The sequence below is a fragment of the Bradyrhizobium sp. Ken51 genome (assembly GCF_055807435.1).
The window spans coordinates 586,674-609,627 of record NZ_JBVVPB010000002.1 but is presented as its reverse complement, the minus strand read 5'-3'; the positions used below and the strand labels follow the sequence as shown (position 1 = coordinate 609,627).

The following is a 22,954-nucleotide window of genomic DNA, read 5'->3' as shown; positions in this document are numbered from 1 at the left end:
TCAGGCCGGTTCGCGGGTCAGGATCAGCGAGGCGTTCTGGCCGCCGAAGCCAAACGAGTTCGACATCACTGCGGTGACGCGGGCATCGCGTGCCTTGTTGCCGACGACGTCGAACAGGATCGTGGGATCCGGATTGTCGTAGTTGATCGTCGGCGGGATGCGCTGATGCTCCAGCGTCAGCAGCGAGAAGATCGCCTCGACCGCGCCGGCGGCCGAGATGGTGTGGCCGACCATCGACTTGTTGGAGGTGACCGGAATCTTCGAGACGAGATCGCCGAACACGGCCGATGTCGTATTGTACTCCATCTTGTCGTTCTCGGGCGTCGCGGTGCCGTGCGCGTTGATGTGGTCGATCTGGTCCGGCGTCATGCCGGCGTCGGCCAGCGTCTTGTTCATGCAGCCGATGATCGGCTTGCCGTCGGGCGACGAGCGGGTGCGATGGAAGGAATCGGTGAGTTCGCCGCAGCCGGCGATCACGCCGAGGATTTTTGCGCCGCGCGCGGTGGCCGCTTCATAGCTTTCGAGCACCAGCGCACCGGCGCCTTCGGCCATGACAAAACCGTCGCGGTTCTTGGAGAAGGGACGGGAGGCCGCCTGCGGCGGATCGTTCTGGGTCGACAGCGCCGAGAGCAGCGAGAAGCGCACCAGCGCCTCCGGGTTCACGGTGCCGTCGGTCGCCACGCACAGCGCAGCATCAGTTTCGCCGCGGCGGATCGCCTCGACGCCGAGCTGGATCGAGGTCGCGCCCGAAGCGCAGGCCGTCGACAACGAGATCGGCGAGCCCTTGGTGCCGAAAGTCTCGGCGAGGTAGGCGGCGACCGAACCGAACATGAAGCGGTGGTGATAGGCGCTGTACTTGCCGCCGCCGGAGATGCGCAGCAGATCGTCGTAATTGAAGTCGAGCTTACCAACGGCGCGGCCGAGCTCGCGGCGCTGCGGCCATTCGACTTCGACAGGTGCGACCGCAAGGAAGAGAGGACCCGGGAAATCCGCCTTGGCGCCGATGCCGGCTTGGTCCAGCGCCTCCTGCGTCACCAGTTCGGCCATCCGCTCGGACAGGCCGGTGGAGGAGAACGGATCGACGCTGACGAAATCCACCGTGCCGGCCATCGTCGTTTTCAGGCCGTCCACCGGAAAGCGTGTGATGGTGCGGATGCCGGATTCGCCGGCGACGAGCTTCGCCCAATTGTCGGTCTTGCCGTTGCCGAGCGAGGTCATGATGCCCATGCCGGTGACGACGACGACGGGGCGCCCGAGTTTGTCGCGTGGTGCAGTCATGTCGATCCCCGCTTGAGCTGGAGCATGATCCGAAAAAGCGTGACGCGGTTTTCCGAGAAGATCATGCCCAAACAATAACCTGCCAAAAGCGCAACGCGCTTTAGCTTACTGCCTCGACCAGCGCCATGCCTTCGCCGCGCCAGTGTCCGGCCCCCACCACCACAATCTGGGTGGGCGCTCCCTGCATTTCAATCTCGGTGCCCGTGGAATCGTTCGGCGGAAACAGCGCGCCGCGAGAGATCGACAGCGCGGCGAGTGCGATGCCGAGTGGGAATTGCGTCTCCATGGTGTGGCCGAACATCGTGCCGGTCGAGCGCACCGGGAACTCGGCGTGGCCCTTCAGGAAGCCGTGCTCTTCTGATGTCGCCGGCTCAGCGCCGGTCGCACCGGATATGATCGCGCCCTTGCCGTCGCGCTTCGGCAACTTTGCCCAAAGCTTCTCCAGCGTCGCGGCCATGTCGCCGGGAGTCTTGCGCCGGGCAAGGTCGGCAACGACGCTCGACAGCTTCGCGAATGGCTTTGCGCCCCGCGCTTCCGCATGCGCCTTCGATTCCAGCACCAGAAACGCGCCAGCCGAGCCGAGCGCGAAGCCGGCGTGGTCCTTGCGCGCCCACACGGGTGCGAACTTGTCCTTGAGATTGAAGTCGCCGAATTCGTAGAGGACCATCAGGTCCTTGCGCTCGCCATTGTGCGAGCCGCCGATCAGCGCGATGTCGCTCTCGCCGGAGGCGATGCGCGACAATGCAATACGGGCGGCATCGGCGCCGGCAACCTCTTCACCCATGAAGGTGCGCGAGGTGCCGCCAATGCCGTGCACGATGGCGATGTTGCCGGCGAGCAGGTTGGAGAGCTGGGCCAGGAACAGCGTCGGCCTGAGATCGCTCATCAGCCGCTCGTTGAGGAAGCCGGGCGCATTGGCGCCCTTGGCCTCGGCCGTGAGCACGCCGGTGTCGACGTTGAGATCGCGCTCGCCGCCGCCGGCGGCGACCACCATGTCGATCTTCGACAGGATGTCCTTGTTGCCCTTGATTCCGGCGGAGTCGAGCGCAAGCCCGGCCGCATAGGTGCCGATGCGCTGCCAGGCTTCCATCTGGCGCTGGTCGCCCTTCTTCGGGATCTGGCTGTCGAAGGTCACAGGCATCAGGGGGTGCACGATATAGGGTGCAAAGCCCTTCTCATCGACATTGATGCGCTTCTCCTGAAGCGCGGCCCAGTTGGCGTCCAGGCCCTCGCCGAGCGAGGTGGCCAGGCCAATGCCGGTGATCCAGACTTCCGTCTGGGCGGGCTTCGAAGCAGTCTCGGTCATGGCGATACGGCCTGTTGCGGAAAGCCGACGCGTTTGGCGACCGCGTCCATGTGGGCGCGCATATCCGCATGGGGAAAGGGAATCTGCGTGAAGGTCAGCGTCGAATTCGCGCGCAGCTTGCCGCCGACCTTGATCTTGGCTTCGGTCACGGCGTAGCCCGAGCCCTGATGGGCAAGGCTCGCCTCGATGCTCATGAGATCGCCGGGGAAGACCGAGCCGCGCACCTTGGCCTCCTTGACGGCGGCCAGGATCGGCATGCGCTCGAATTTGAGCACGCCAAGCTGAAGCCAGCCCGAGGCCTGCGCCATCGATTCGATCAGGAGCACGCCGGGCATCAGGGGATAGCCCGGGAAGTGCCCCTCGAAGATGGTGCTCTCCATCGGGACCTGAGCCTCGACGACAATCGTCTTCGCGTCGACGTTGAGGTCGACGACGCGATCTATCATGTGGAAGTATTCGAGTTGCATGACCGCGCGCTTAGGCGCTCGCGCCCTTGGCCGCAACCAGTTCGTCGATGCGGGCGCACAGGTTTTTCAGCACGAAATACTGCTCGGTGGTCGCTTTGCCGTCGTTGACCTCCTGGGTCCACTTTTCCAGCGGCAGCTTGATACCGAACTGCTTGTCGATCGCGAACGCGATGTCCAGGAAATCGAGGCTGTCGATGCCGAGGTCATCGATGGCGTGGCTATCCGGCGTGATCGTGTCGCGCGGGATGTCGCAGGTTTCAGCGATGATCGTAGCGACCTGATCGAATGTGGAGGACATCACTAAGCCTTTGATATATTGCAGATATTTGTCAGATTGTCCAGAGTGGAACGGTGGGTGGGCATCGCGCCCCGATGACGCCCTCAACCCCCCTCTGGCCGGGTCGAAAGCCCGTATATCGGAGCGCCGCCCTGAGTTCAATGGAGCCGGACGGGTGTGGGGACTGGACTGGGGACGCCCCGGCTGAGCCGCTCCGGCCTAAGGACCGTCGCCTAGATGTGCGGCGTCGTGATCTTGACGCAGTCGCGGCGGCCCATCAGCACGCAATCCTGAGTCCGGCGCAGGTCGGCGATGCTGACCGCAAGCCAGATCCCGATCGCGGTCAGTGCGATGGTGAAAGCCAGCGCCGCGATGTTGGCGAGCATGCGATGGCGGAAATCGTCCGGTCCAGGGCGGGGCTGCTCGTAGCGCGACAGGTCGAGCGGCTCGGGCGCGACGCGCAATTTCTGCACGGTAGCATTGCCGCGGTAGCCCGTCGGGGAAGGCGAGGTGCGCGGCCTGAACTGGAGCACCCGGTGCTCGTCATCCGAGCTTATGGGCCGCTGGGTTGTCATGGTGCAGGGATCACTCCGAAGCAGCGATTTTTAGATAGCATAGGTGGTGAACGCGTTGCAGAAAATCTTCTCAACGCGCACGTGCATTGCGCGTTCGCACTATCCTGCGGGGCTGCGAACGAATGACCGCGGAACCGTCGTCCCCGACATGCAGAGGGTGCGATGCAAAAACCTCCACCCAGCCGAATGCATTTGCCGGCGCGAGGGCCATGCCATAGTTCAGGGAACCTGATCACGCAGCTGCAACCATGTTAAGGGCCTTGCGACCATGACCAATACGCGCGAACCGAGAGTGCATCCGGTGTCGATCCTGTCGCTGCGGCCGACGCAGATGACGGTCGGGATGCGCGAGGTCAAGGAGAAGCGCAAGCGCTGGCGCGAGCACGACAAGAAGAAGCAGGCCGATCTGCTCGGCAAGCATATGATCCCCGTCGTGCACGGCCCCGACGAGCGCTACTACGTGATCGACCATCATCATCTCGGTCGCGCGCTGCACGACGAGGGCGTTAAGGAGGTGCTGGTTACCATCATCGGCGACCTCAGGATGGTCAAGCGCGAAGCGTTCTGGGGCGTGATGGACAATAAGCGCTGGGTCTATCCCTACGACGCCAAGGGCGAACGGCGGCCGTTCCGCGATTTGCCGAAATCCGTCGTCGATCTCAAGGACGATCCCTTCCGGAGCCTTGCCGGCGAGCTGCGCCGCATGGGCGGCTTCGCCAAGGACACCACGCCGTTCTCCGAATTCCTGTGGGCCGATTATCTGCGCAGAAAGCTGTCGCGCAAGGCTGTGGACGCCAATTTTGACAAGGCGCTCAAGAAGGCGATGTCCTCAGCCAAGAGCAAGGATGCGATCTATCTGCCCGGCTGGTGCGGACCGGCGGAGGATGATTAGGCGCAACGCTCACATCGGTACGGCATGCGGCGCCACAGACCGGATCCGATCACAGTCTCTTGAGCGAAACCATCCCTCTGTCCGCGCGAAGCGGTGCTGAAACAAAGCCGTGTCATCTGTTGGTGTCGTCGAGGTCATACAGGAGGCCGAAATGCGCCGTCTGGTTTTCGCCGGTGCCCTGCTCGTGGTCGCTTCAGCCGGGATCTCGGCATCGTTTGCCGCAGTACACCATGCCAAGACGTTGACATTTTCCGAGCGCTTTGCCCCGGCGCTCGAGTTGATGGCGAAGCGCTAGTCCAGCGCCCAGTGCTGCGCAGCCGCAGGCAGCGCAGTTGCGATGCCGCCACAGCGTGCGAGGGGCGGTCCGAGCCCGCTTGCGAGCGGCGAAGCGCGCTTGACGTATCGCAAACAGGCTTTGATGCCGGCCGGTAAGGTCCGCCGGCATGACCGCCGAACCAGCCTTGCGCATCCGCGTCGCCGGGTGGCTCCGGATCATGCCGTCTGGAGACATGATGATGAGTCTGATTCTTCGCATTCTGTTTGTGTTTGCCGGAGCCGTCACCGCGCTGTTCGTCGCGCGTGACGCCCTGAACTTCACGATCATCCAAACCTTCGTCGCCATCCTGCTCATGACCGCCGTCGTGGCTCTCGGGAGCCTTTGGAGCCTGCGGCGAAAGGCCTGAGCGAGGCCTTCAACCAGCAGCGTCGCGATCGATTTTGCGCAAGCGGACAAAGGCGGCCCAGGCCCGCGGATAATCCTTGTCCGTGGGATCAATCGCAAGTAGCGCGCGGCATGCTTCCTTGATCTCCTCAGTCGAAGGACGCCTGGCCGGAACCCCGGAGGATTTGGCTTCCTCCCAGCGAGCCTCGATATCTTTCGCGAAAGCCAGGGCCTCGGCGCCCGTCCGCTTCTGCACCGATTTCGCCAGCGGATGGTCCGAGGGGAAGGTCGGCCATGCGGCCGGCGGCTGATCGACACGCCACGTCAATTCATCTGCTTGTCGCCCCTCCACGCCCGAACTTGAATGCTGTGCTACTGGCGCCCGTCCTGCCCCTGCAAACGCTGCCGAACCCGATGAGCCGGCCGATCTCTGCGGGGCCGCCAAACCTGGCGCGACCGCCGCTGTCTGTCCGGCCAGCTGGCCAAGCTGTTGTTCCATCGTTCCGCCGTTGGACTTGGGGATGATTTTTTCGACGGTCTTGATCATCGACAGCGCGCCTGGCGATATCAGCGTGTTCTGGTCGGCAATTTTGTCATCGGCCGCGGCTGGGCAGGGCTTGTAAGCAGAGCGCTGCGACGTCATCCGCCCGTCGTCGTCGATACGGGCAAAATCGATCGCGACGGTGTAAACGAACGCGACCTCGACATACTGCCTCTCTTTATCCATCGCCTTTACGGAGCCGCATACGTATCTTCCCCTGTCTGCATCGATCGTTCGCAGGCCGTTGAAGTGAGCTGAATTCGGCGCAATGAGGACGCGTAAGACGGCAGCCCGCGCCTTGCCATGCTCCGATTCGAACATGCTCCATATCTCGCTCGCGTCGATGAAGTCGGGCTGATAGTTCCATGCGTATCCGGCCGCGAAGAATGCCGTGCCAATACAGGTCGCGATAACAAATGCCCGCACGTTCATGAGAAGCCCCCAACAGGCACGACTCATCAGCGTCTCCGGTGACGGAAACTGCGCAAGTTGTGCCAAAGCGTTTGTGCTAGTTGAGGGTGAGATTCTTAATTAAACGTGTGCGATTGCGAAAACGCAGAGTTCCCGTCAAACGGGAACTCATCCGCTGGACTGCCGGCGATCCTTCCGCAGTCGCGGCGGTCACTCATTTCTTCGGCAGCCGTCCCATCAAATAGAATTCGTCATTCGGCCGCATGCCGGTGAAATTCGCCAGCCGGTTCGATAACGCAAAGAAGGCGGAGATTGCGGCGATATCCCAGATGTCGTCGTCGCTGAAGCCATGCGGCGCGAGCGCGGTGAAATCATCCTCGGAAATCCGCTGCGCATCGGCCGAGACCTTCATCGCGAAGTCGAGCATCGCCTTTTGCCGCGGCGTGATGTCGGCCTTGCGGTAGTTCGTGGCGATCTGGTCGGCGATCAGCGGGTTCTTCGCGCGGATACGCAGGATCGCGCCATGCGCAATCACGCAATATTGGCACTGATTCGCCGCCGAGGTCGCGACCACGATCATCTCGCGTTCGGCTTTGGTGAGGCCGCCGTCCTTCTCCATCAGCGCGTCGTGGTAGGCGAAGAAGGCGCGGAACTCGTCCGGGCGGTGGGCCAACGTCAAGAACACGTTCGGCACGAAGCCGCTCTTCTCCTGCACGCCGAGGAGACGCGTGCGGATGTCGTCAGGCAGCGCATCGAGGGCGGGAGCGGAGAAGCGTTGCGCGGGCTTTGTCATGGGCATGGATTCCGGCTTGGGGCCGGCAACCATAGTCGATGCCGGCGCTATGCTCAACGTGACGCCAGGCTCGCAATGCCGGAGCTGGAAAACGAGCGTTGCTTTACCGCAGCGGCTTCTTCAGCAGCGAGAAGCGGTCCGGATCCAGCCCCATCGACGGTTGCAGCATCGGGGCTTCGACGTTGGAGAGCGTCTTCGCGGGCGGCGCCGAGAACACCGGATCGTTCGGCACGTCGCGCTGCGAGGTGGCACCGCGCCAGCGCTCGAGCACGGCGCCGACGAAATGCATGTCGTGACCGGAGGTGACGGATGGTACGCTGCTGATGGTGGCTTCGCCGCGCGGCAATTGATGCGGCGGCACCTCCTTGAAGCGCAGCCGCGTCGGCAGCGCGACACCTTCGCCGAATGCCAGCACTTCGCGGGTGCCGAGCGACGGCACGAACGAAAGCAGGTTGGCGGCGGCATCCGACACCGCGGCGCGCAGCAGCGCCTGGTCGCGCTCGTTGGCAAGACGCATCGTGAACAGCGTGTTGCACTGGGAGATGATAGTGGCGTCGAGCTCGGCCGGACGCTGGGTGATGAGGCCGAGATAAACGCCGTATTTGCGGCCTTCCTTGGCGATGCGCGACACCGCCTTGCGGGTCGGCCCGAAGCCCACATTACGATCGGCGGAGGCGTAGCGGTGAGCCTCTTCGCAGACGAACAGCATTGGCGAAACGCCGTCGCTCCACAGGCCGAAGTCGAAGGCCATGCGGCAAAGCACCGAGACGACGGAATCGATGACTTCGGCCGGGAAGCCGGCGAGCTGCATCACGGTCATCGGCTTGCCGTTCGCCGGCAGGCGAAACAGATGACTGATCACCTCGGCCATGGTGTCACCGCCGACGTTGGCGTTGTCGAACATGAAGGCGTAGCGCGGGTCGTTGCGGACCGCCTCGATGCGGGAGATCAGCTTGTGATAGATGATGCGCGAGGAGCGGTTCTCGAGTTTGCCCATGCGCTCATCGATCAGCGACATCAGATCGACCAGGCGATAGGGCACCGGCGTATCGACGGTGTAGCCGATCTGCTTGGGATCGATGCGCTTCAGGCCAATGCGATCGGCGTTCTGGTACTGGGTATAGACGCCCTTGGCGAGCGGAATGACTTCTGCGAGGACGTCGAGCTCCTCGGGCACGCCGGCGCGGCCGCCGAACAGCACGTCGACGATTTCCTCGAAATTGAACAGCCAGAATGGCAGTTTCAAATTGCGCGGATTGAGCACCAGCGCGCGGTCCCCGAAGCAGCGGCCATATTCGTTGTGCACATCGAGCAGGAAGATGCGCAGGTTCGGGCGCGCCTTAAGGATCTCGTTGAGCAACAGCGACACACCGGTCGATTTGCCGACGCCGGTCGATCCCAGCACTGCAAAGTGCTTGGAGAGCATTTCCTCGATGTCGACATAGGCGACGACGGAGCTGTCCTGCTGGAGGAAGCCGACATTGATCTGGTCGGAGCCGGTCGGCGCGTAGATCGTGCGCAGCTCCTGGCTCGTGATCAGATCGACGGAATCGCCGATTGTCGGATAGTTGGTGACGCCGCGCTGGAATTTGGCCTTGCCGGTCGCGTTGAGGATTTCGCCCAGCAGGTCGACCGAGGCGATGGCGATCAAATTGTCGTTGCTCGACAGGTTTTCGCAGGACACCTCGGTGATCATCGCGACGATGACCGAGCTGGCGCAGCGGATACTGACGAACCGGCCGACAGTGGCCCGCACTTCCGAGACCGGCATGCGGCTTTCGGCCAGCAGCCCGACCCGGGCGAGCGATCCGCGAACCGAAATCACGCGTCCAAAAGATGTCACAATGAATGAACCTGGCAAGAGCAACGGGTTGACCCGGACTATGCACGGCCGTCGCTGGACAAACGGTTAAGCGGCAGGGGCCGGCGCTTCGTTAAATCCGCGACAATTCGGGTGCGAGGTTTGTTCCCAATGCATACTTCCTGGCAGAAGCGGCCGGAAAATGCTGCTTTTTCCCGGCCGGCGGGCCCGACGGGGTTTTGAGGAAGATTTTACCATTCGGGCAGTCGGTCCGCCGTTCGGGGACGGGTCGTCATCTTCGACGGGCCGTCATTCGCTAAGAGCGACGACTTTGATTTGTTGACGGGACCTAATCATTTGTACATTGGTGCAAATGAACCGCGGGCCTCGGGGCCGCCCACCGGCGCATGAGCGGATTGCCGCCGGCGCCAGCTCGAGGGATCCGATCCAGCGGATCGCAAGCCACGCCTTGGAGGACATCATGCAGCCCGAACCGATCCTCGATCTCGCTCATCTCGGCCACATGGAGCTGCTGACACCGAAGCCGGACGAGAGCCTGAAATTCTTCGTCGACGTGATGGGCATGACCGTCAGCGGGCAAAAGGGCGAGTCGGTCTATTTGCGCGGCTGGGACGACTATGAGCGCTATTCGCTCAAACTGACGGCGTCGAAGACATCGGGCATGGAGCACATGGCGTTACGCGCGCGCAGCCAGCAGGCGCTGGAGCGCCGAGTCGCGGCGCTGAAAGGGTCCGGGTTCGACATCGGCTGGATCGACGGCGACATGGGGCAGGGGCCGACCTTCCGCTGCCGCGATCCCGATGGACACATCGTCGAGCTCTATTACGAGACCGAATGGTATCAAGCGCCGCCCGAGCTGAAACCCGCACTGAAGAACCAGGCGCAGCGCTTTCCCGCTCGCGGCGTCAATGTCCGCCGCCTGGACCACCTCAATTGCCTCGCCGTGGACATCAAGGCGAACCGCGAGTTCTTCGAGAATTATCTCGGCTGCCGCCTCACCGAGCAGATCGTGCTGAACGACGGCCGCGAAGCGGCAATGTGGCTGACGATGTCGAACAAGAGCTACGATTTCGCCTATTCGCTCGACCATTCCGGCACGCCCGGCCGCTTCCACCACGTCACCTACGCGCTCGACAGCCGCGAAGAGATTTTGCGCGCCGCCGACATCTTCCTGGAGAACGGCATCCACATCGAGACCGGCCCGCACAAGCACGCTATCCAGCAGACCTTCTTCCTCTACGTCTACGAGCCCGGCGGCAATCGCGTCGAAGTCGCCAATGCCGGCGCGCGCCTCATCCTCGCGCCCGACTGGAAGCCAATCGTGTGGACGGAAGAGGAGCGCAAGAAGGGGCAAGCGTGGGGCCTGAAGACGATCGAGTCGTTCCATACGCACGGCACGCCGCCGGTGGAGCACAAGAAGTAGCGCTCAGTTCGCGGCGGCTCTCACACGCGCAATCGTCTCCTTCACGCCGGTCCATGACGGCCTGTCCGGTGCGAACTGCTTGCGCAAGAAGGTGACCAGTTCCTCGACCTGCGTATCGCTCATACTGTTCTTGAATGCCGGCATGTAGCCGAGATCGCTCGACACCGGCTCGGCGATGCCGTGCAGGATAATCTGCACGAGATTGTCCGATGCGGCGCTGTGCAAATTGCTGTTCAGTGCGAGCGAGGGCCGGCTGCCGAACAGCGGCAGGCCGCCGACCTCATGGCAGACGGCGCAGGCGCCCTGATAGAGCCGCGCGCCTGTGGAGGAAGCAAGCGTGACCAGTGTTGACGCTTCAAGCCTGGTCGCGAGTGCGTCCTGCGTCGGCGTCCCGGTCGCGGTGTCATTGAACGAGTTGAGATAGACGGCCATGGCGCGGATGTCCTGATCGGGCAGGGCTTTGAGGTCCCTGACAACAGGCGCCATCGGCCCGGCGGCGACGCCATGGTATCGCGAGTGGCCGGTGCGCAAATAGACGAAAAGCTCGTCTTCGCTCCATGGGATCGGCGCGTGCGAGAGCGAGGTCAGCGGCGGCGCCTCCCAGCCTTCGGCAAAGCCGCCGGCGAGATAGGCGCCACGCTGCTCGGCGCCGAGTGCGTTGCGCGGCGAATGGCAGGCGCTGCAATGGCCGAGACCCTCGACGAGATAAGCGCCGCGATTCCAGACCTCGGATTTGGCGGGATCGGGCTTGAATTCGCGCGTCTGGTGGAACAGCGCATTCCATCCGGCAAGTAGCGGGCGGAGATTGAACGGGAAGGCGAGCGTATTCGCAGGCTGCGTCGCGCGCACCGCGGGCTGCGCCATCAGATAGGCGTAGAGCGCCTGCATGTCGGCATCGCCGGTCTTCGAAAAGTGCGTATAGGGGAAGGTGGGATAGAGCTGCCGTCCGTCACGATGCAGCCCGTCGCGCATCGCGCGCTCGAACGCGGGATAGGACCAAGCGCCGATTCCGGTCTCGACATCTGGCGTGATGTTGGTCGCGTAGATCATGCCGAACGGCGTCTCCAGGGCGCGGCCGCCGGCGTTGGGCGCTCCGCCGATCGTGGTGTGGCACTCCGCACAATTGCCGAGCGCGGCGAGTTGTTGACCGCGCGCGATCGTCGCTGCGGAATAGACCGATGGGTCGGGCCGCGCGATCGGCGCGATGGCGCGGCCGGGCAAAACAGCCGCACCGATGCCAATCGCCGCGGTGCAGACGGCCGCGATCGTGGCGAAGATGCCGGCGCGTTTGGCGAAGGGGTTTTCCCAGATGCGGGATGGCTGTGGCGTAGCGGGAGCTGGCAGCGCCTGCGGCGTGGCTGGGGCGCCGCCGTGCAGCCCGTTGAGGACACGTTCAGGCGTGAACGGCGGCTCGCGAAAGCGCACGCCGGTGGCATCGAAGATCGCGTTCGCAATCGCTGCCGCACTCGGGACCGAGGCGGATTCGCCGACGCCGAGCGGCGGCTGGTCCGGCCGCGGCAGCAGCAACACGTCGATCTTGGGCACGTCAGGGAAGGGGATGATCGGATAGGCGCCCCATTCCCGCGCCGCGACTGCGCCGCGCTCGAACGAGACCTCCTCCATCAGCGCGCGGCTGGTGGACTGGATGACGTTGCCATGGATCTGGTGGCGCACACCGTCCGGGTTGATCATCAATCCGGAGTCCTGCCCCGCGACGACTCGCGTGACGCTGACCTCGCCGGTCGACTTGTTGACGGCAACGTCGGTGACCCAGGCCGACCACGCCGCGCCATAGCCGGGAAATTTGCTGTGGACGTAGAGCGCATAGGCAAAGCCGCGCCCATGCACGATCTCGCCGTCTTTCTCTTCGCGCATCGGCCGCGGCGTCCAGCCCGCGCGCTCGGCGACCGCATGGACGAGATCGACGGCGCGCTGGTCCTTCAGGTAACGCAGGCGATATTCGATCGGGTCGACGCCGGCCTCGGTCGCGGCTTCGTCGATATAGGATTCATGCGCAAAGGTGTTCGGCAGGGCCGAGACGCCGCGAAACCAGGACGCGCGCACGATCGGCGCCATGTCGTGGGCGACGACGCGCATGTGGTCGTAATCGTAAGGCGGGATCGCGGTGCGGTCGCCCATCTGGAGGACGTCCGGCTTCGGCGATATCCGCCCCGTCAGCAACAGCGCCAACGTCGGCGCGGCATTCGAGGGATAGCGCGTGGCGAGATCGTAAGCAGCGACGTCACCCTCCGCGTTCAGGCCGCCATTGACGTCGATGAGCTGCGCGGCGCCTTTGGGCTCCCAGGCGTGTTCCTGTTCGCGCGTCAGCTGCACGCGCACGGGCCGGCCGACCGCGCGCGAGAGCAACAGCGCGTCCGCGGTGACATCGTCGGCGCAGTTGCGGCCGTAGCAACCGGCCGCCTCCAGCCTGATGACCTCGATTTCGCTCTCGGGGCGCTCGATCAGCAGCGCCAGGTCTGCGCGCAGCACGTGCGGGTTCTGCGTGCCCGACCAGACGCGGATGTTGCTGTCCTGGAAGTCGGCGACCGCGCAGGACGGGCCGATCGAGGCATGCATCTGATATGGCCAGACGTAAGTGCGCGGCATCGGCTTGGCCGCGCCGGCAATGGCAGCATCGACGTCGCCCTTGTCGATCAGCGTGCGCGGCGTCGACGGGTTGGCGCGCAGCGCCGTCTCCACGTCGGTGAGATCGGTCAGATCAGGCGTCGGTCTCCAGCTCACTGCAAGCTGCTCTGCCGCGCGGATCGCGTTCTCCTCGCGCTCCGCGACGACGCCGACGAAATCGCCGATGCGCACGACGGCTATGATGCCGGGAATGTGGTGCACCGAGGATTCATCGATCGAAATCAGGCTGGTGCCGACGAACGGGCCGGCGTCGACGCCGGCATAGGGCGGGCGCACCACGCGGCCGTGAAGCATGCCTGATACACGGATGTCGTGCACGAAGGTCAGCTCGCCCGTGGCCTTGGCCGGCAGGTCGACGCGGGGCATCGATTGGCCGACAATGGCGTAATCGCCGACCTGCTTGACGGCGACATCGTCGGCAAGCTCGAGACGAATCGTCTCTCCGCCGATCAACTCGCCATAGCTGACGCTGCGATTGTCGTGCCCGCGCACAAGGCCGTCTTCGATCCTGAGATCGGCTGCCGGCAGATCGAGGCGCTCGGCCGCACGTGCGATCAGGAAGTATCGCGCCTGGGCGGCGGCTTTGCGCAGGGGAACGGCGGTGATCTGGATGGTCTCGCTCGCGATCGTGGCGCCCTGGTTCGGCACCGTTGCAGTGTCGCCGAGCACCACGACGACGCGGGCAAAGGAGACGTCGAGCTCTTCAGCCACGATCTGGCCAAGCGCCGTGCGGATGCCGGTGCCGAGATCGACATGACCATTGTAGGCTGTGACCGAACCGTCCGCGGTGATGCGGACGAAGGTCTCGGATGAGCTCGCGTCCACGGTGCGGACGACGACGAGCGAGCCGGATTGCAGCTCAGCTCCGTTCGGATGCGGGGAGGCCATCAATCACCGGCCTCGGCGAGCTGGCCAGACGCACGCATCACGGCGCGCAGAATTTCGATATACGTTCCGCAGCGACAGAGATTGTAGCGCAGCGCCGCCAGCGCCTCCTGTTCGGTGGGCCGCGGGTTGATCGCAAGCAGAGCCTTGGTGGTCATGATCATGCCGTTGAGGCAGTAACCGCATTGCGCGGCCTGTTCGTCGATGAAGGCCTGCTGCACCACGTCCGGCTTGTCGCGGGTGCCGAGCCCTTCGAGCGTCACGATGTCGCGGCCGGCGCAGCCACTGATCGGAATCACGCAGGAGCGCGCCGCCGCGCCATCGATCAGGACAGTGCAGGTGCCGCATTCACCGAGGCCGCAACCGTATTTCGGACCGTTGAGCGCGAGATCGTTGCGCAGCACGTAGAGCAGCGGCGTGTCTCGCGCCGCAGTGAGCTCGTGGATTCTGCCGTTCACGGTGATGCGGATCGATGTCTGCGTCATCCTCGTTCCCAAGTCGACTCGTCGAGCGCCGCGGCCAAAGCTTCGCGAAAATTCCAAGCCCGCTCAAAATCTACGTTGCGACGATACCGTTTGTACACAAACGTGCAAGCCGTGCATGCCGCAGTGCAGCGCGAATGCCTTCTTTGTGGACAGGGCGGATAGGCAAATGAGGTTTTATGCGGCAGGCGTATGTTTTGCGCCGCACCGCCGCTTGACAGCCATCGGGAGGGCGCGCAACATCGTTCGTGTACAAATGATAACTGCACTGTCGGCTGGCTTTGACATGGTGACTGAACCTACGAGCGCCGCCATCGACAAGATCCGCTGCGATGCGTGTCCGGTGATGTGCTATATCAAGCCGGGCGCGGCGGGCGCCTGCGACCGCTATGCCAATCACGAGGGCAAGCTCGTCCGCGTCGATCCGCATGTGATCCTGGAGCGCACCGTGTCGCATGGCGGCAAGCTCGTTCCGTTCAGCCGCACCGAAGATTGGGACGGCAAGATCGTCCACGAGCCTTCCACCTTTGTAACGGCGATCGGCGCGGGTACGACCTATCCCGACTACAAGCCGGCGCCGTTCATCGTCTCGGCGGAGGTCGACGGCGTCGATATGGTGACTGTCGTCACTGAGGGCATCTTCTCCTATTGCGGCATCAAGGTGAAGATCGACACCGACCGCTATCTCGGGCCGGAGACCGCGACCGTCCGTGCCCAAGGCGAGGCGGTCGGTCATGTCACCACCAGCGAATACGGTTCGCAGATGCTGTCGCTCGGCGGCGTGCATCATCTGACCGGCGGCTCCAAGAAGGAAGGTCGCGTCACCTGCGACACACTGATGGACCTGGCGAATTGCAAGGCGGTCGAGCTCACCATCGACGGCGGCGCGAGCGTGGTGGTGCAGGCCGGCCAGCCGCCGATCGTCAACGGTATGAAAGAAGAGCGCATGCGCGTCGGCTGCGGCTCGGCGACGATCGGCATGTTCGCCAAGCAATGGCACGGCAAGGTCGACGAGGTCGTCGTGGTCGACGACCATATCACCGGCGTGCTCTCGGAGCACCAGGCCGGCAAGCTGCTCGACATCGCCGACACCGGCATCAAGATGAAAGGGCGGCGCTCGACGCCCGGCCGCTATTTTCAGGTCGCCGATCCCGGCACGGGTTGGGGCGGCACCAATATCTCCGATCCGCTCGCAATCCTCGGACCGTTTGATGCGAAGGAGGCCAAGCCTGGCCTCTCCATGCTGATGGTCTCCACGACGGGCGAACATTCCTCTTATTATGTGCTCGACGAGACCCTGAAGCCGGTCGAGACCGAGATGCCTGATGATTTGAAATTCTCGGTCGAGCGCATTCAGGAGAATTGCGAACCGGCGCTGTGTACGGTGCTGTTCATGGCGGGCGCCGGTGGTTCCTTGCGAGCGGGCGTGACCGACAATCCGGTGCGGCTGACGCGCTCGGTGAAGGACGCGCTGACGCGTGTCACTAGTGGCGGCGCGCCGGTCTATGTCTGGCCGGGCGGCGGCATCACCTACATGGTCGACGTGACGCAGATGCCGGCAGGGGCATTCGGTTACGTGCCGACGCCCGCGCTGGTCGCGCCGATCGAATTCACGATGAAGCTGTCGGACTATGCAGCGCTCGGCGGGCACATGGATTATGTGAAACCGCTCGCCGAAGTTCAGGGCGGCGACGATGTCCGCCAATTGCCCTGGCAGAACCCGATTTCGGGACCTCGGGCATGACAAGGCTTCCGCAAATCGCGTTACTGTCTGACGGCCGGCGGCTGCATTTGCAGGATGGACCGATTGATCTCATCGTCGAGGCGAGGGGTGCCTCCGACGCAGTGCGTGCAGCCTATGAGGCTGCGGCCGGACGGTTCAGCGGGCTTCTCGACGAACTCTGCGCGGAACTGCCGGAACTGCGGACCGCTGTCGAGGAGCGGACCTCGTTGAGAGGCGTTGTGGCGCGTCGCATGCACGCCGCGGCGGCGCCCTATGCCGCTGATGGCTTCATCACGCCGATGGCGGCGGTTGCCGGCGCCGTGGCGGAGGAGATTCTCGGCGCAATGCTGAACGCTGCGGCGCTCGATCGGGCCTATGTCAACAACGGCGGCGACATCGCCCTGCATCTCGGCGAGGGCGAGCATTTTTTGGTGGGCCTGATGGACCGGCCCGATCGCGACGGCGTGATGCGGACAATCAGGGTGGACGCCGATGATCCCGTCCGCGGCATTGCCACCAGTGGACGGCACGGCCGCAGCTTTTCGCTCGGAATTGCCGATGCGGTGACCGTGTTGGCCGGAACGGCATCGCAAGCCGATGCCGCCGCGACGATCATTGCGAACGCTGTCGATCTGCCGGGGCATCCCGCCATTATCCGAAAGCCAGCGAACGAACTTCAGCCCGACAGCGATCTTGGCGGGCGGCTCGTGACCCGTGACGTCAGTGAATTGTCGCATAACGAGATCACCACCGCGCTCGAATCTGGCGCGGAATGTGCACGGCAATTATTCGATCGCGGATTGATCGAGGGTGCCGTGTTGCAGCTTTGTGGTGATATGCTTGTCATCGGGACCAAGGATATTGAACGGCAACGACCGCGCCCGCTTGTACAAGAGAACGCGGTTCATGCCTGAACAGGGAAGCGGCTTGAGGAAACAATCATGAGCGCGATCATCCGCAAGATCGTCACCGTCGTCGAAGAGACGCAGATGGAGATGGGCCGCCAGGTCTCGCCGCCGACGCGGCGTGCGGCGGCAATCGCCGTGATCGAGAACCCGTTTGCTGGAAAGTATGTCGAGGATCTCTCGCCGCTGATCGCGATTGGCGAAGAGCTCGGCGAGCTGCTGTCGAAGCGCGCGGTGGTGGCGCTCGGCATCGACGGGTCCAAGGCGCAGAGCTATGGCAAGGCGGCGGCCGTCGGCGAGAACGGCGAGTTAGAGCATGCCGCCGCCATCCTTCACCCGAAAATGGGCGCGCCGGTGCGTAAAGTGCTGGGCAAGGGCGCTGCGCTGATCCCGTCGTCGAAGAAGCGCAGTGGACCCGGCACGACGCTGGACATTCCGCTGGGCCACAAGGATGCCGCCTTCGTGCGCAGTCATTTCGACGGCATGGAAGTGCAGATCAACGACGCGCCGCGCGCCAACGAGATTATGGTCGCGGTCGCCGTCACCGACAGCGGCCGTCCTTTGCCGCGCGTCGGCGGGCTGACGGCTGCGGAGATCAAGGGCGAAGACGGACTGCGTTAATCTTTTCAGAAAAGTGGAGGTTGGGATGCGAGCAAAGAACTATTTCGCCGGCGCGGCATTTGCGCTGTTGGCGAGCGGCATGGCTCATTCGGCTCTGGCGCAGGACATCAAGATCGGCGAGATCAACAGTTATTCGTTGCTTCCGGCGTTCACCGAGCCCTATCGCAAGGGCTGGCAGCTCGCGGTCGAAGAGATCAACGCGGCCGGCGGCATCAACGGCAAGAAGCTGGTCGTCATCTCCAAGGACGATGGCGGCAAGCCGGCAGATGCGCAGACCGCGGCCAACGAGCTGGTGTCGAGCGAGGGCGTGGCGATGCTGACGGGTACGTTCCTGTCGAACATCGGTCTTGCGGTCAGCGACTTCGCCAACCAGAAGAAGGTGTTTTTCCTGGCGGCCGAGCCGCTGACGGACGCCATCACCTGGTCGAAGGGCAACAAGTACACTTTCCGACTGCGTCCTTCCAACTACATGCAGGCGGCGATGCTGGTGGAAGCAGCCAGCAAGCTGCCGGCAAAGCGGTGGGCGACGATCGCGCCGAACTATGAATACGGCCAATCCGCGGTCGCGGTGTTCAAGAAACTGATGTCGGAGAAGCGGCCCGACATCCAGTGGGTCGACGAGCAGTGGCCGCCGCAGGGCAAGATCGACGCGGGTCCGGTGGTGCAGGCGGTTGCCGCGGCCAATCCGGAAGCGATCCTCAACGTCACCTTCGGAGCCGATCTCGTCAAGCTCGTGCGTGAAGGCAACACCCGCGGCCTGTTCAAGGGACGCGAAGTTGTGTCCTTCCTGACCGGCGAGCCCGAATATCTCGACCCGCTCAAGGAGGAGACGCCCGAGGGCTGGATCGTCACCGGCTATCCCTGGTACTCGATCAAGACGCCCGAGCACGACGCGTTCCTGAAGGCGTATCAGGCCAAGTACAACGACTATCCGCGTCTCGGCTCCATCGTGGGCTACCAGACCATCAAGTCTGCGGCGGCGATCCTGGCGAAGGCCAATTCGACCGATCCGGAGAAGCTGATCACTGCGGCGGAAGGACTGTCGATGCCGTCGCCGCTGGGCGAGATCACCTTCCGCAAGATCGATCACCAGTCGACGCTCGGTGCCTATGTCGGCAAGACCGCGCTGAAGGACGGCAAGGGCGTGATGGTGGACTCGGCTTACAAGAAGGGCGCGGACTATCTGCCAAGTGATGCCGAAGTCGAGAAGCTGCGTCCGAAGGATTGATCTCCGCTGCCGTAGGGTGGGTTAGCCGCAGGCGTAACCCACCACGGTCTGTACCCGCAGGACCACAAGAGGTGGGTTACGCTGCGCTAACCCACCCTACGAAGCTCTCTCTCCCCGCAAGCGGGGAGAGGTGATGCAACACCAACCCGGACCGCCGATGGCCTTTTACGTCGTACAGTTTCTGACCGGTCTCGCCAGCGCAGCGTCGCTGTTTCTGGTGGCGTCGGGCCTGTCGATCATCTTTGGCGTAACGCGGATCGTGAATTTCGCGCACGGTGCCTTCTACATGATCGGCGCCTATATCGCCTTCACACTGACGGAGCGCCTATCGGGGACGTTCGGATTCTGGGGCGGGATCGTCATCGCAGCGCTTGCCGTGGCGGTGATCGGCGTCATTGTCGAGATGGTGCTGCTCCGGCGCATTTATCACGCGCCCGAGCTGTTCCAGCTGCTCGCGACGTTCGGCCTGACCTTGATGGTCGAGGACCTGGTCGTCCTGATCTGGGGCCCAGACGATCTCGTGGGGCGCCGTGCACCCGGCTTCAAGGGGGCAATCGACTTCTTCGGCCAAAACATCCCGAGCTATGATTTATTCTTGATCGTGCTCAGCCCGCTCGTGCTCGGCATTCTCTGGCTTTTGTTTCAGCGCACGCGCTGGGGCGTTCTGGTGCGCGCAGCGACGCAGGACCGCGACATGGTCGCAGCGCTCGGCGTCAACCAGAAATGGCTGTTTACATCCGTGTTTGCGGTCGGCGTTTTCCTGGCCGCGCTCGGCGGCGCGCTCCAGATTCCGCGCGATGCCGTGCATCATGCGATGGATTTGCGTATCATCGTCGAGGTTTTCGTCGTCGTGGTGATCGGCGGCCTCGGCAGCATCATCGGCGCTTTCGTCGCGGCGGTGCTGGTCTCCGAGCTCAACGCCTTCGGCATCCTGATCTTTCCAAAAATCTCCATCATCCTGGTCTTCCTGGTGATGGCGGCGGTGCTGATCGTGCGGCCCTGGGGCCTGTTCGGCAAACCAGAGGCCCCCGCGCGCAAGACACCGGGCCTCACCGTCAATCCCTGGCGGCCGCTGACGACGAATGAGCGAATGGCTGCGCTTGCAACGCTCGTCATCGCGGCGACGCTGCCGCTGTTTGCCGGCAATTATGCACTGACCGTCGGCTCGGAGATCGCGATCTCAGTGATCTTCGCCGTCAGCCTGCACTTCCTGATGTCGGTCGGAGGGCTCGCCTCCTTTGGCCACGCCGCCTATTTCGGCCTCGGCGCTTACGGCGTTGCTTTCCTCGCCAAGATGGCGGGACTGCCGATGATCGTCTGCCTGTTGCTCGGTCCGCTGCTCGGCTGCATGGGGGCTGCCGTGTTCGGCTTCTTCGCAGTGCAGCTCTCCGGCGTCTATTTTGCGATGCTGACGCTCGCCTTCGCGCAGATCGTCTGGTCGATCGCGTTCCAATGGGTGAGCGTCACCGGCGGCGATAACGGCATCCTGGGCGTCTGGCCCGCGAGCTGGGCGGCGAGCCCATCGCATTTCTACTGGCTGTCGCTCGGCGTTGCGGCACTCGTGACGATCGCGTGGCGGGCGATGGTGTTCTCGCCGTTCGGCTATGCGCTGAGGGCGACGCGCGACTCGTTGTTGCGCAGCGAAGCGGTCGGCATCAACGCCAAGCGCATCCAGTGGACGGCCTTTGTGATCGCGGGCACGACCGCCGGCATCGGCGGTGCGCTGTTCGCCTACCTCAAGGGCAGTGTCTTCCCGGACAATCTCGGCATCTCGCTCTCGGTCGATGCGCTTGTGATGGTGCTGCTCGGTGGCGTCGAGACGGTGTCGGGCGCGGTGATCGGCGCCATCGTCTACAAGGCCTTGAACATCTGGCTGGTCAGCCAGACCGACCTGTCAAAACTCGTGCTCGGCGGATTCATCGTTCTGATCGTCGTCGTCTTCCCCAAGGGCATCGTCGGCATGCTGGAGATGCTGGCGCAGCGTCGCAGGAAGGCATTGCCGCCGGGCTCCCCCTTGCTTGCCAAGCCGATCGAGTCCGCCGAATGAGCCTCGCCCCCCCACTTCTTGCGGTCGAAGGACTGACCAAATCCTACGGCGGCGTCCACGCCGTGCGCGGCGTCTCGTTCTCGCTACGCGCCGGCGAAATCCTGGCGTTGATCGGACCGAACGGCGCGGGCAAGAGCACCTGTTTCGACATGCTCAACGGACAGAACAAGCCTGATAGCGGCCACGTCCGCCTGCTCGGCGAAGACACGACCGGCAGGAAGCCGCGCGAGATCTGGCGGATGGGCGTGGGCCGCACGTTCCAGATCACCGCGACCTTCGCGACCATGACGGTGCGCGAGAACGTGCAGGTCGCGCTGGTTTCTCACGGCAAGCAGCTGTTCAATCTCTGGGGCTCGGCGCCGAACTTCGACCGCGGCGAAGCCGGGCGGCTACTCGAGCTGGTCGGCATGGGCGGCTATGCGGATCGTCCCTGCGGCGAGCTTGCCTATGGCGATCTCAAGCGGCTCGAGCTCGCTGTCGCGCTCGCCAACCAGCCAAAGCTGCTGCTGATGGACGAGCCGACCGCCGGCATGGCGCCACGCGAGCGAGTCGATTTGATGCGGCTGACCGCGCAGATCGCCCGGGAAAAATCGATTGGCGTTCTCTTCACCGAGCACGACATGGACGTGGTGTTCGAGCACGCCGATCGCATCATCGTGCTCAACCGCGGCACGCTGATCGCCGAGGGCTCGCCGGCGGAGGTGCGCGGCAATCCGCAGGTGCAGGCGGTCTACCTCGGCGAGGGCCTCCTTTACGAGGCCGGGCATCGCGAGGGAGCATCGGCATGAAGCTCACGGTGCAAGATCTCAATAGTCATTACGGCCCGGCGCATATCCTGTTCGACATCGGCTTCGAGGTCGGCGAGGGGGAAGTCGTGGCGTTGCTCGGCCGCAACGGCGCCGGCAAGTCGACGACGTTTCGCTCAATCGTCGGGCTCGTCGCGCAGCGCTCGGGTCGGATCATGTTCGAAGGCAAGGATGTCTCGGCACGTCCCACACATGAGATCGTGCGGGACGGGCTTGGCTACGTGCCGGAGGAGCGGCGTATCTTCACCGACCTGACGGTGGACGAAAATCTCGAAGTCGGCCGCCAGCCGAAGCGCCCGAACGCGCCGCACTGGACCCGCGACAAGCTGTTTTCGCTGTTCCCTAACCTCGGCGAGATGAAAAATCGCCCGGGCGGCCGCATGAGCGGCGGCGAGCAGCAGATGCTCACCATCGCACGCACACTGATGGGCAATCCGTCGCTGGTGCTGCTGGACGAGCCCTCGGAAGGCCTGTCGCCGAAGATCGTGGAGCAGATGGTCGATGCCATCCTGACCATGAAGAAGGAGGGCGTCAGCATCGTCGTCTCCGAGCAGAATCTGCACTTTGCGCGGCTGATCTCCGATCGCGCCTATATCATCGAGCGCGGCCGCATTTGTTTCGGCGGCACCATGGCCGAGCTCGATGCGCGTCCGGATATCCGCGACGCGCATCTGTCGTTGTGAAGGCAAAGGGCAAGGGCATCGAGCGGATGGCGAGAAGCGTCGCGGCGAAGAAAAGCGTCAAACCGGCAAAGCCGCCTTACGTGCTCGATGAGCAGGTTGGCTTCATCCTTCGCCAGGTCTGGCAGCGCCACAGCGCGATCTTCTCTCGCGAGATCGGCACCAATATTACGCCGACGCAATGGGCGGCACTGTCGAAGCTCGCCGAGGCCGGGCCATGCTCGCAGAACCAGCTCGGGCGCCTCACGGCGATGGATGTGGCGACGATCAAGGGCGTGATCGATCGTTTAACGGCGCGCGGCCTCACCGAGACCAGCCAGGATCCTGAGGACGGACGGCGGCTTCTGGTCAGCCTGACCCGCGCGGGGCAGCAGCTGGCGGAAAAGGTGGCGCCGAATGCGCTCGCGATCACGCGGGAGACGCTGGCCCCGCTCGAGGCAAGGGAGCGCGAGACGCTGATGGCGCTGTTGAACAAGCTGCGGTGA

Annotated in this window: 22 protein-coding genes; 12 read left to right on the top strand and 10 right to left on the bottom strand. The window is 63.8% G+C overall.

Annotated features, from left to right (window positions below; genetic code table 11):
* The 5 genes from AC0L27_RS06580 to AC0L27_RS06560 form a co-directional block, all read right to left on the bottom strand.
* Window positions 1-1,278, bottom strand: a complete 1,278-nt coding sequence (locus AC0L27_RS06580) for a beta-ketoacyl-ACP synthase (RefSeq protein WP_027569448.1) — start codon at window positions 1,276-1,278, stop codon at window positions 1-3.
* A gap of 100 nt (window positions 1,279-1,378) precedes the next feature.
* On the bottom strand, window positions 1,379-2,584 hold the full coding sequence (locus tag AC0L27_RS06575; protein WP_354055606.1) for a beta-ketoacyl-ACP synthase: 1,206 nt from the start codon (window positions 2,582-2,584) through the stop codon (window positions 1,379-1,381).
* Entirely contained in the window at window positions 2,581-3,051 is a 471-nt protein-coding gene (locus tag AC0L27_RS06570) for a 3-hydroxyacyl-ACP dehydratase FabZ family protein (RefSeq protein ID WP_007608856.1), read from the bottom strand. The genes AC0L27_RS06575 and AC0L27_RS06570 overlap by 4 nt, the downstream gene beginning before the upstream one ends.
* Before the next feature lie 10 nt (window positions 3,052-3,061).
* The gene (locus AC0L27_RS06565; protein WP_007592476.1) at window positions 3,062-3,349 is read right to left on the bottom strand and encodes an acyl carrier protein; all 288 of its coding nucleotides are present in this window, start codon (window positions 3,347-3,349) and stop codon (window positions 3,062-3,064) included.
* A gap of 212 nt (window positions 3,350-3,561) precedes the next feature.
* Window positions 3,562-3,903 carry a hypothetical protein gene (locus AC0L27_RS06560; RefSeq protein ID WP_354204287.1) on the bottom strand — a complete coding sequence of 114 codons (342 nt, stop codon included), beginning with the start codon at window positions 3,901-3,903 and terminating at the stop codon, window positions 3,562-3,564.
* Between the two features lie 268 nt (window positions 3,904-4,171).
* Between AC0L27_RS06560 and AC0L27_RS06555 the strand changes: the two genes are divergently transcribed.
* The 3 genes from AC0L27_RS06555 to AC0L27_RS06545 all read left to right on the top strand — a co-directional run bounded on the left by AC0L27_RS06555 (window position 4,172) and on the right by AC0L27_RS06545 (window position 5,478).
* Window positions 4,172-4,795 carry a ParB-like protein gene (locus tag AC0L27_RS06555; RefSeq protein WP_473318141.1) on the top strand — a complete coding sequence of 208 codons (624 nt, stop codon included), beginning with the start codon at window positions 4,172-4,174 and terminating at the stop codon, window positions 4,793-4,795.
* 151 nt (window positions 4,796-4,946) lie between these two features.
* Complete coding sequence (locus AC0L27_RS06550; protein WP_354204283.1) at window positions 4,947-5,090, top strand: hypothetical protein; 144 nt, start codon at window positions 4,947-4,949, stop codon at window positions 5,088-5,090.
* Between the two features lie 148 nt (window positions 5,091-5,238).
* The gene (locus AC0L27_RS06545; RefSeq protein ID WP_275167416.1) at window positions 5,239-5,478 is read left to right on the top strand and encodes a hypothetical protein; all 240 of its coding nucleotides are present in this window, start codon (window positions 5,239-5,241) and stop codon (window positions 5,476-5,478) included.
* 9 nt (window positions 5,479-5,487) lie between these two features.
* Here AC0L27_RS06545 and AC0L27_RS06540 read toward each other — a convergent pair whose 3' ends face one another.
* The 3 genes from AC0L27_RS06540 to AC0L27_RS06530 all read right to left on the bottom strand — a co-directional run bounded on the left by AC0L27_RS06540 (window position 5,488) and on the right by AC0L27_RS06530 (window position 9,044).
* Window positions 5,488-6,429: a hypothetical protein gene (locus AC0L27_RS06540; protein WP_354204281.1), complete on the bottom strand. Its 942-nt coding sequence runs from the start codon at window positions 6,427-6,429 to the stop codon at window positions 5,488-5,490.
* Window positions 6,430-6,622: 193 nt separating this feature from the next.
* Complete coding sequence (locus AC0L27_RS06535) at window positions 6,623-7,201, bottom strand: peroxidase-related enzyme (RefSeq protein ID WP_354204279.1); 579 nt, start codon at window positions 7,199-7,201, stop codon at window positions 6,623-6,625.
* 103 nt (window positions 7,202-7,304) lie between these two features.
* Window positions 7,305-9,044, bottom strand: coding sequence for an ATP-binding protein (locus AC0L27_RS06530; RefSeq protein WP_007592463.1), 1,740 nt, complete (start codon window positions 9,042-9,044; stop codon window positions 7,305-7,307).
* A 439-nt stretch (window positions 9,045-9,483) separates the two neighbouring features.
* Between AC0L27_RS06530 and AC0L27_RS06525 the strand changes: the two genes are divergently transcribed.
* Complete coding sequence (locus AC0L27_RS06525) at window positions 9,484-10,446, top strand: catechol 2,3-dioxygenase (protein ID WP_275167413.1); 963 nt, start codon at window positions 9,484-9,486, stop codon at window positions 10,444-10,446.
* Between the two features lie 3 nt (window positions 10,447-10,449).
* On the opposite strand, the gene AC0L27_RS06520 is transcribed toward AC0L27_RS06525, so the two are convergent.
* Both AC0L27_RS06520 and AC0L27_RS06515 read right to left on the bottom strand, forming a co-directional pair.
* Window positions 10,450-13,980: a molybdopterin cofactor-binding domain-containing protein gene (locus AC0L27_RS06520; RefSeq protein ID WP_473318137.1), complete on the bottom strand. Its 3,531-nt coding sequence runs from the start codon at window positions 13,978-13,980 to the stop codon at window positions 10,450-10,452.
* Window positions 13,980-14,462 carry a (2Fe-2S)-binding protein gene (locus AC0L27_RS06515; protein ID WP_354204272.1) on the bottom strand — a complete coding sequence of 161 codons (483 nt, stop codon included), beginning with the start codon at window positions 14,460-14,462 and terminating at the stop codon, window positions 13,980-13,982. The genes AC0L27_RS06520 and AC0L27_RS06515 overlap by 1 nt, the downstream gene beginning before the upstream one ends.
* 283 nt (window positions 14,463-14,745) lie before the next feature.
* On the opposite strand from AC0L27_RS06515, the gene AC0L27_RS06510 reads away from it, so the two are divergent.
* The 8 genes from AC0L27_RS06510 (at window position 14,746) to AC0L27_RS06475 (ending at window position 22,954) form a co-directional block, all read left to right on the top strand.
* Entirely contained in the window at window positions 14,746-16,203 is a 1,458-nt protein-coding gene (locus AC0L27_RS06510) for a 6-hydroxynicotinate reductase (protein ID WP_473318136.1), read from the top strand.
* Entirely contained in the window at window positions 16,200-17,096 is an 897-nt protein-coding gene (locus AC0L27_RS06505; protein WP_354204268.1) for a UPF0280 family protein, read from the top strand. The genes AC0L27_RS06510 and AC0L27_RS06505 overlap by 4 nt, the downstream gene beginning before the upstream one ends.
* Window positions 17,097-17,123: 27 nt before the next feature.
* Complete coding sequence (locus AC0L27_RS06500; RefSeq protein ID WP_354204266.1) at window positions 17,124-17,708, top strand: amino acid synthesis family protein; 585 nt, start codon at window positions 17,124-17,126, stop codon at window positions 17,706-17,708.
* 25 nt (window positions 17,709-17,733) lie between these two features.
* Window positions 17,734-18,936, top strand: coding sequence for an ABC transporter substrate-binding protein (locus tag AC0L27_RS06495; protein WP_354204264.1), 1,203 nt, complete (start codon window positions 17,734-17,736; stop codon window positions 18,934-18,936).
* A gap of 157 nt (window positions 18,937-19,093) precedes the next feature.
* Complete coding sequence (locus tag AC0L27_RS06490; protein WP_473318232.1) at window positions 19,094-20,983, top strand: ABC transporter permease; 1,890 nt, start codon at window positions 19,094-19,096, stop codon at window positions 20,981-20,983.
* A complete protein-coding gene (locus tag AC0L27_RS06485) occupies window positions 20,980-21,771 on the top strand; it encodes an ABC transporter ATP-binding protein (protein ID WP_275167406.1) in 792 nt (263 codons plus the stop codon). Before AC0L27_RS06490 ends, AC0L27_RS06485 begins: the two co-directional genes overlap by 4 nt.
* The gene (locus AC0L27_RS06480; protein ID WP_354204261.1) at window positions 21,768-22,472 is read left to right on the top strand and encodes an ABC transporter ATP-binding protein; all 705 of its coding nucleotides are present in this window, start codon (window positions 21,768-21,770) and stop codon (window positions 22,470-22,472) included. The genes AC0L27_RS06485 and AC0L27_RS06480 overlap by 4 nt, the downstream gene beginning before the upstream one ends.
* 26 nt (window positions 22,473-22,498) lie before the next feature.
* The gene (locus AC0L27_RS06475; protein WP_354204569.1) at window positions 22,499-22,954 is read left to right on the top strand and encodes a MarR family winged helix-turn-helix transcriptional regulator; all 456 of its coding nucleotides are present in this window, start codon (window positions 22,499-22,501) and stop codon (window positions 22,952-22,954) included.

What these genes read in the sequence shown, in the direction of transcription:
- AC0L27_RS06515 (WP_354204272.1), bottom strand. Translation starts at nt 14,462, where the DNA reads ATGACGCAGACATCGATCCGCATCACCGTGAACGGCAGAATCCACGAG.
- AC0L27_RS06580 (WP_027569448.1), bottom strand. Translation starts at nt 1,278, where the DNA reads ATGACTGCACCACGCGACAAACTCGGGCGCCCCGTCGTCGTCGTCACC.
- AC0L27_RS06550 (WP_354204283.1), top strand. Translation starts at nt 4,947, where the DNA reads ATGCGCCGTCTGGTTTTCGCCGGTGCCCTGCTCGTGGTCGCTTCAGCC.
- AC0L27_RS06510 (WP_473318136.1), top strand. Translation starts at nt 14,746, where the DNA reads ATGGTGACTGAACCTACGAGCGCCGCCATCGACAAGATCCGCTGCGAT.
- AC0L27_RS06485 (WP_275167406.1), top strand. Translation starts at nt 20,980, where the DNA reads ATGAGCCTCGCCCCCCCACTTCTTGCGGTCGAAGGACTGACCAAATCC.
- AC0L27_RS06500 (WP_354204266.1), top strand. Translation starts at nt 17,124, where the DNA reads ATGAGCGCGATCATCCGCAAGATCGTCACCGTCGTCGAAGAGACGCAG.
- AC0L27_RS06495 (WP_354204264.1), top strand. Translation starts at nt 17,734, where the DNA reads ATGCGAGCAAAGAACTATTTCGCCGGCGCGGCATTTGCGCTGTTGGCG.
- AC0L27_RS06525 (WP_275167413.1), top strand. Translation starts at nt 9,484, where the DNA reads ATGCAGCCCGAACCGATCCTCGATCTCGCTCATCTCGGCCACATGGAG.
- AC0L27_RS06535 (WP_354204279.1), bottom strand. Translation starts at nt 7,201, where the DNA reads ATGACAAAGCCCGCGCAACGCTTCTCCGCTCCCGCCCTCGATGCGCTG.
- AC0L27_RS06520 (WP_473318137.1), bottom strand. Translation starts at nt 13,980, where the DNA reads ATGGCCTCCCCGCATCCGAACGGAGCTGAGCTGCAATCCGGCTCGCTC.
- AC0L27_RS06475 (WP_354204569.1), top strand. Translation starts at nt 22,499, where the DNA reads ATGGCGAGAAGCGTCGCGGCGAAGAAAAGCGTCAAACCGGCAAAGCCG.
- AC0L27_RS06490 (WP_473318232.1), top strand. Translation starts at nt 19,094, where the DNA reads ATGGCCTTTTACGTCGTACAGTTTCTGACCGGTCTCGCCAGCGCAGCG.
- AC0L27_RS06505 (WP_354204268.1), top strand. Translation starts at nt 16,200, where the DNA reads ATGACAAGGCTTCCGCAAATCGCGTTACTGTCTGACGGCCGGCGGCTG.
- AC0L27_RS06575 (WP_354055606.1), bottom strand. Translation starts at nt 2,584, where the DNA reads ATGACCGAGACTGCTTCGAAGCCCGCCCAGACGGAAGTCTGGATCACC.
- AC0L27_RS06480 (WP_354204261.1), top strand. Translation starts at nt 21,768, where the DNA reads ATGAAGCTCACGGTGCAAGATCTCAATAGTCATTACGGCCCGGCGCAT.
- AC0L27_RS06560 (WP_354204287.1), bottom strand. Translation starts at nt 3,903, where the DNA reads ATGACAACCCAGCGGCCCATAAGCTCGGATGACGAGCACCGGGTGCTC.
- AC0L27_RS06540 (WP_354204281.1), bottom strand. Translation starts at nt 6,429, where the DNA reads ATGAACGTGCGGGCATTTGTTATCGCGACCTGTATTGGCACGGCATTC.
- AC0L27_RS06570 (WP_007608856.1), bottom strand. Translation starts at nt 3,051, where the DNA reads ATGCAACTCGAATACTTCCACATGATAGATCGCGTCGTCGACCTCAAC.
- AC0L27_RS06565 (WP_007592476.1), bottom strand. Translation starts at nt 3,349, where the DNA reads ATGTCCTCCACATTCGATCAGGTCGCTACGATCATCGCTGAAACCTGC.
- AC0L27_RS06555 (WP_473318141.1), top strand. Translation starts at nt 4,172, where the DNA reads ATGACCAATACGCGCGAACCGAGAGTGCATCCGGTGTCGATCCTGTCG.
- AC0L27_RS06545 (WP_275167416.1), top strand. Translation starts at nt 5,239, where the DNA reads ATGACCGCCGAACCAGCCTTGCGCATCCGCGTCGCCGGGTGGCTCCGG.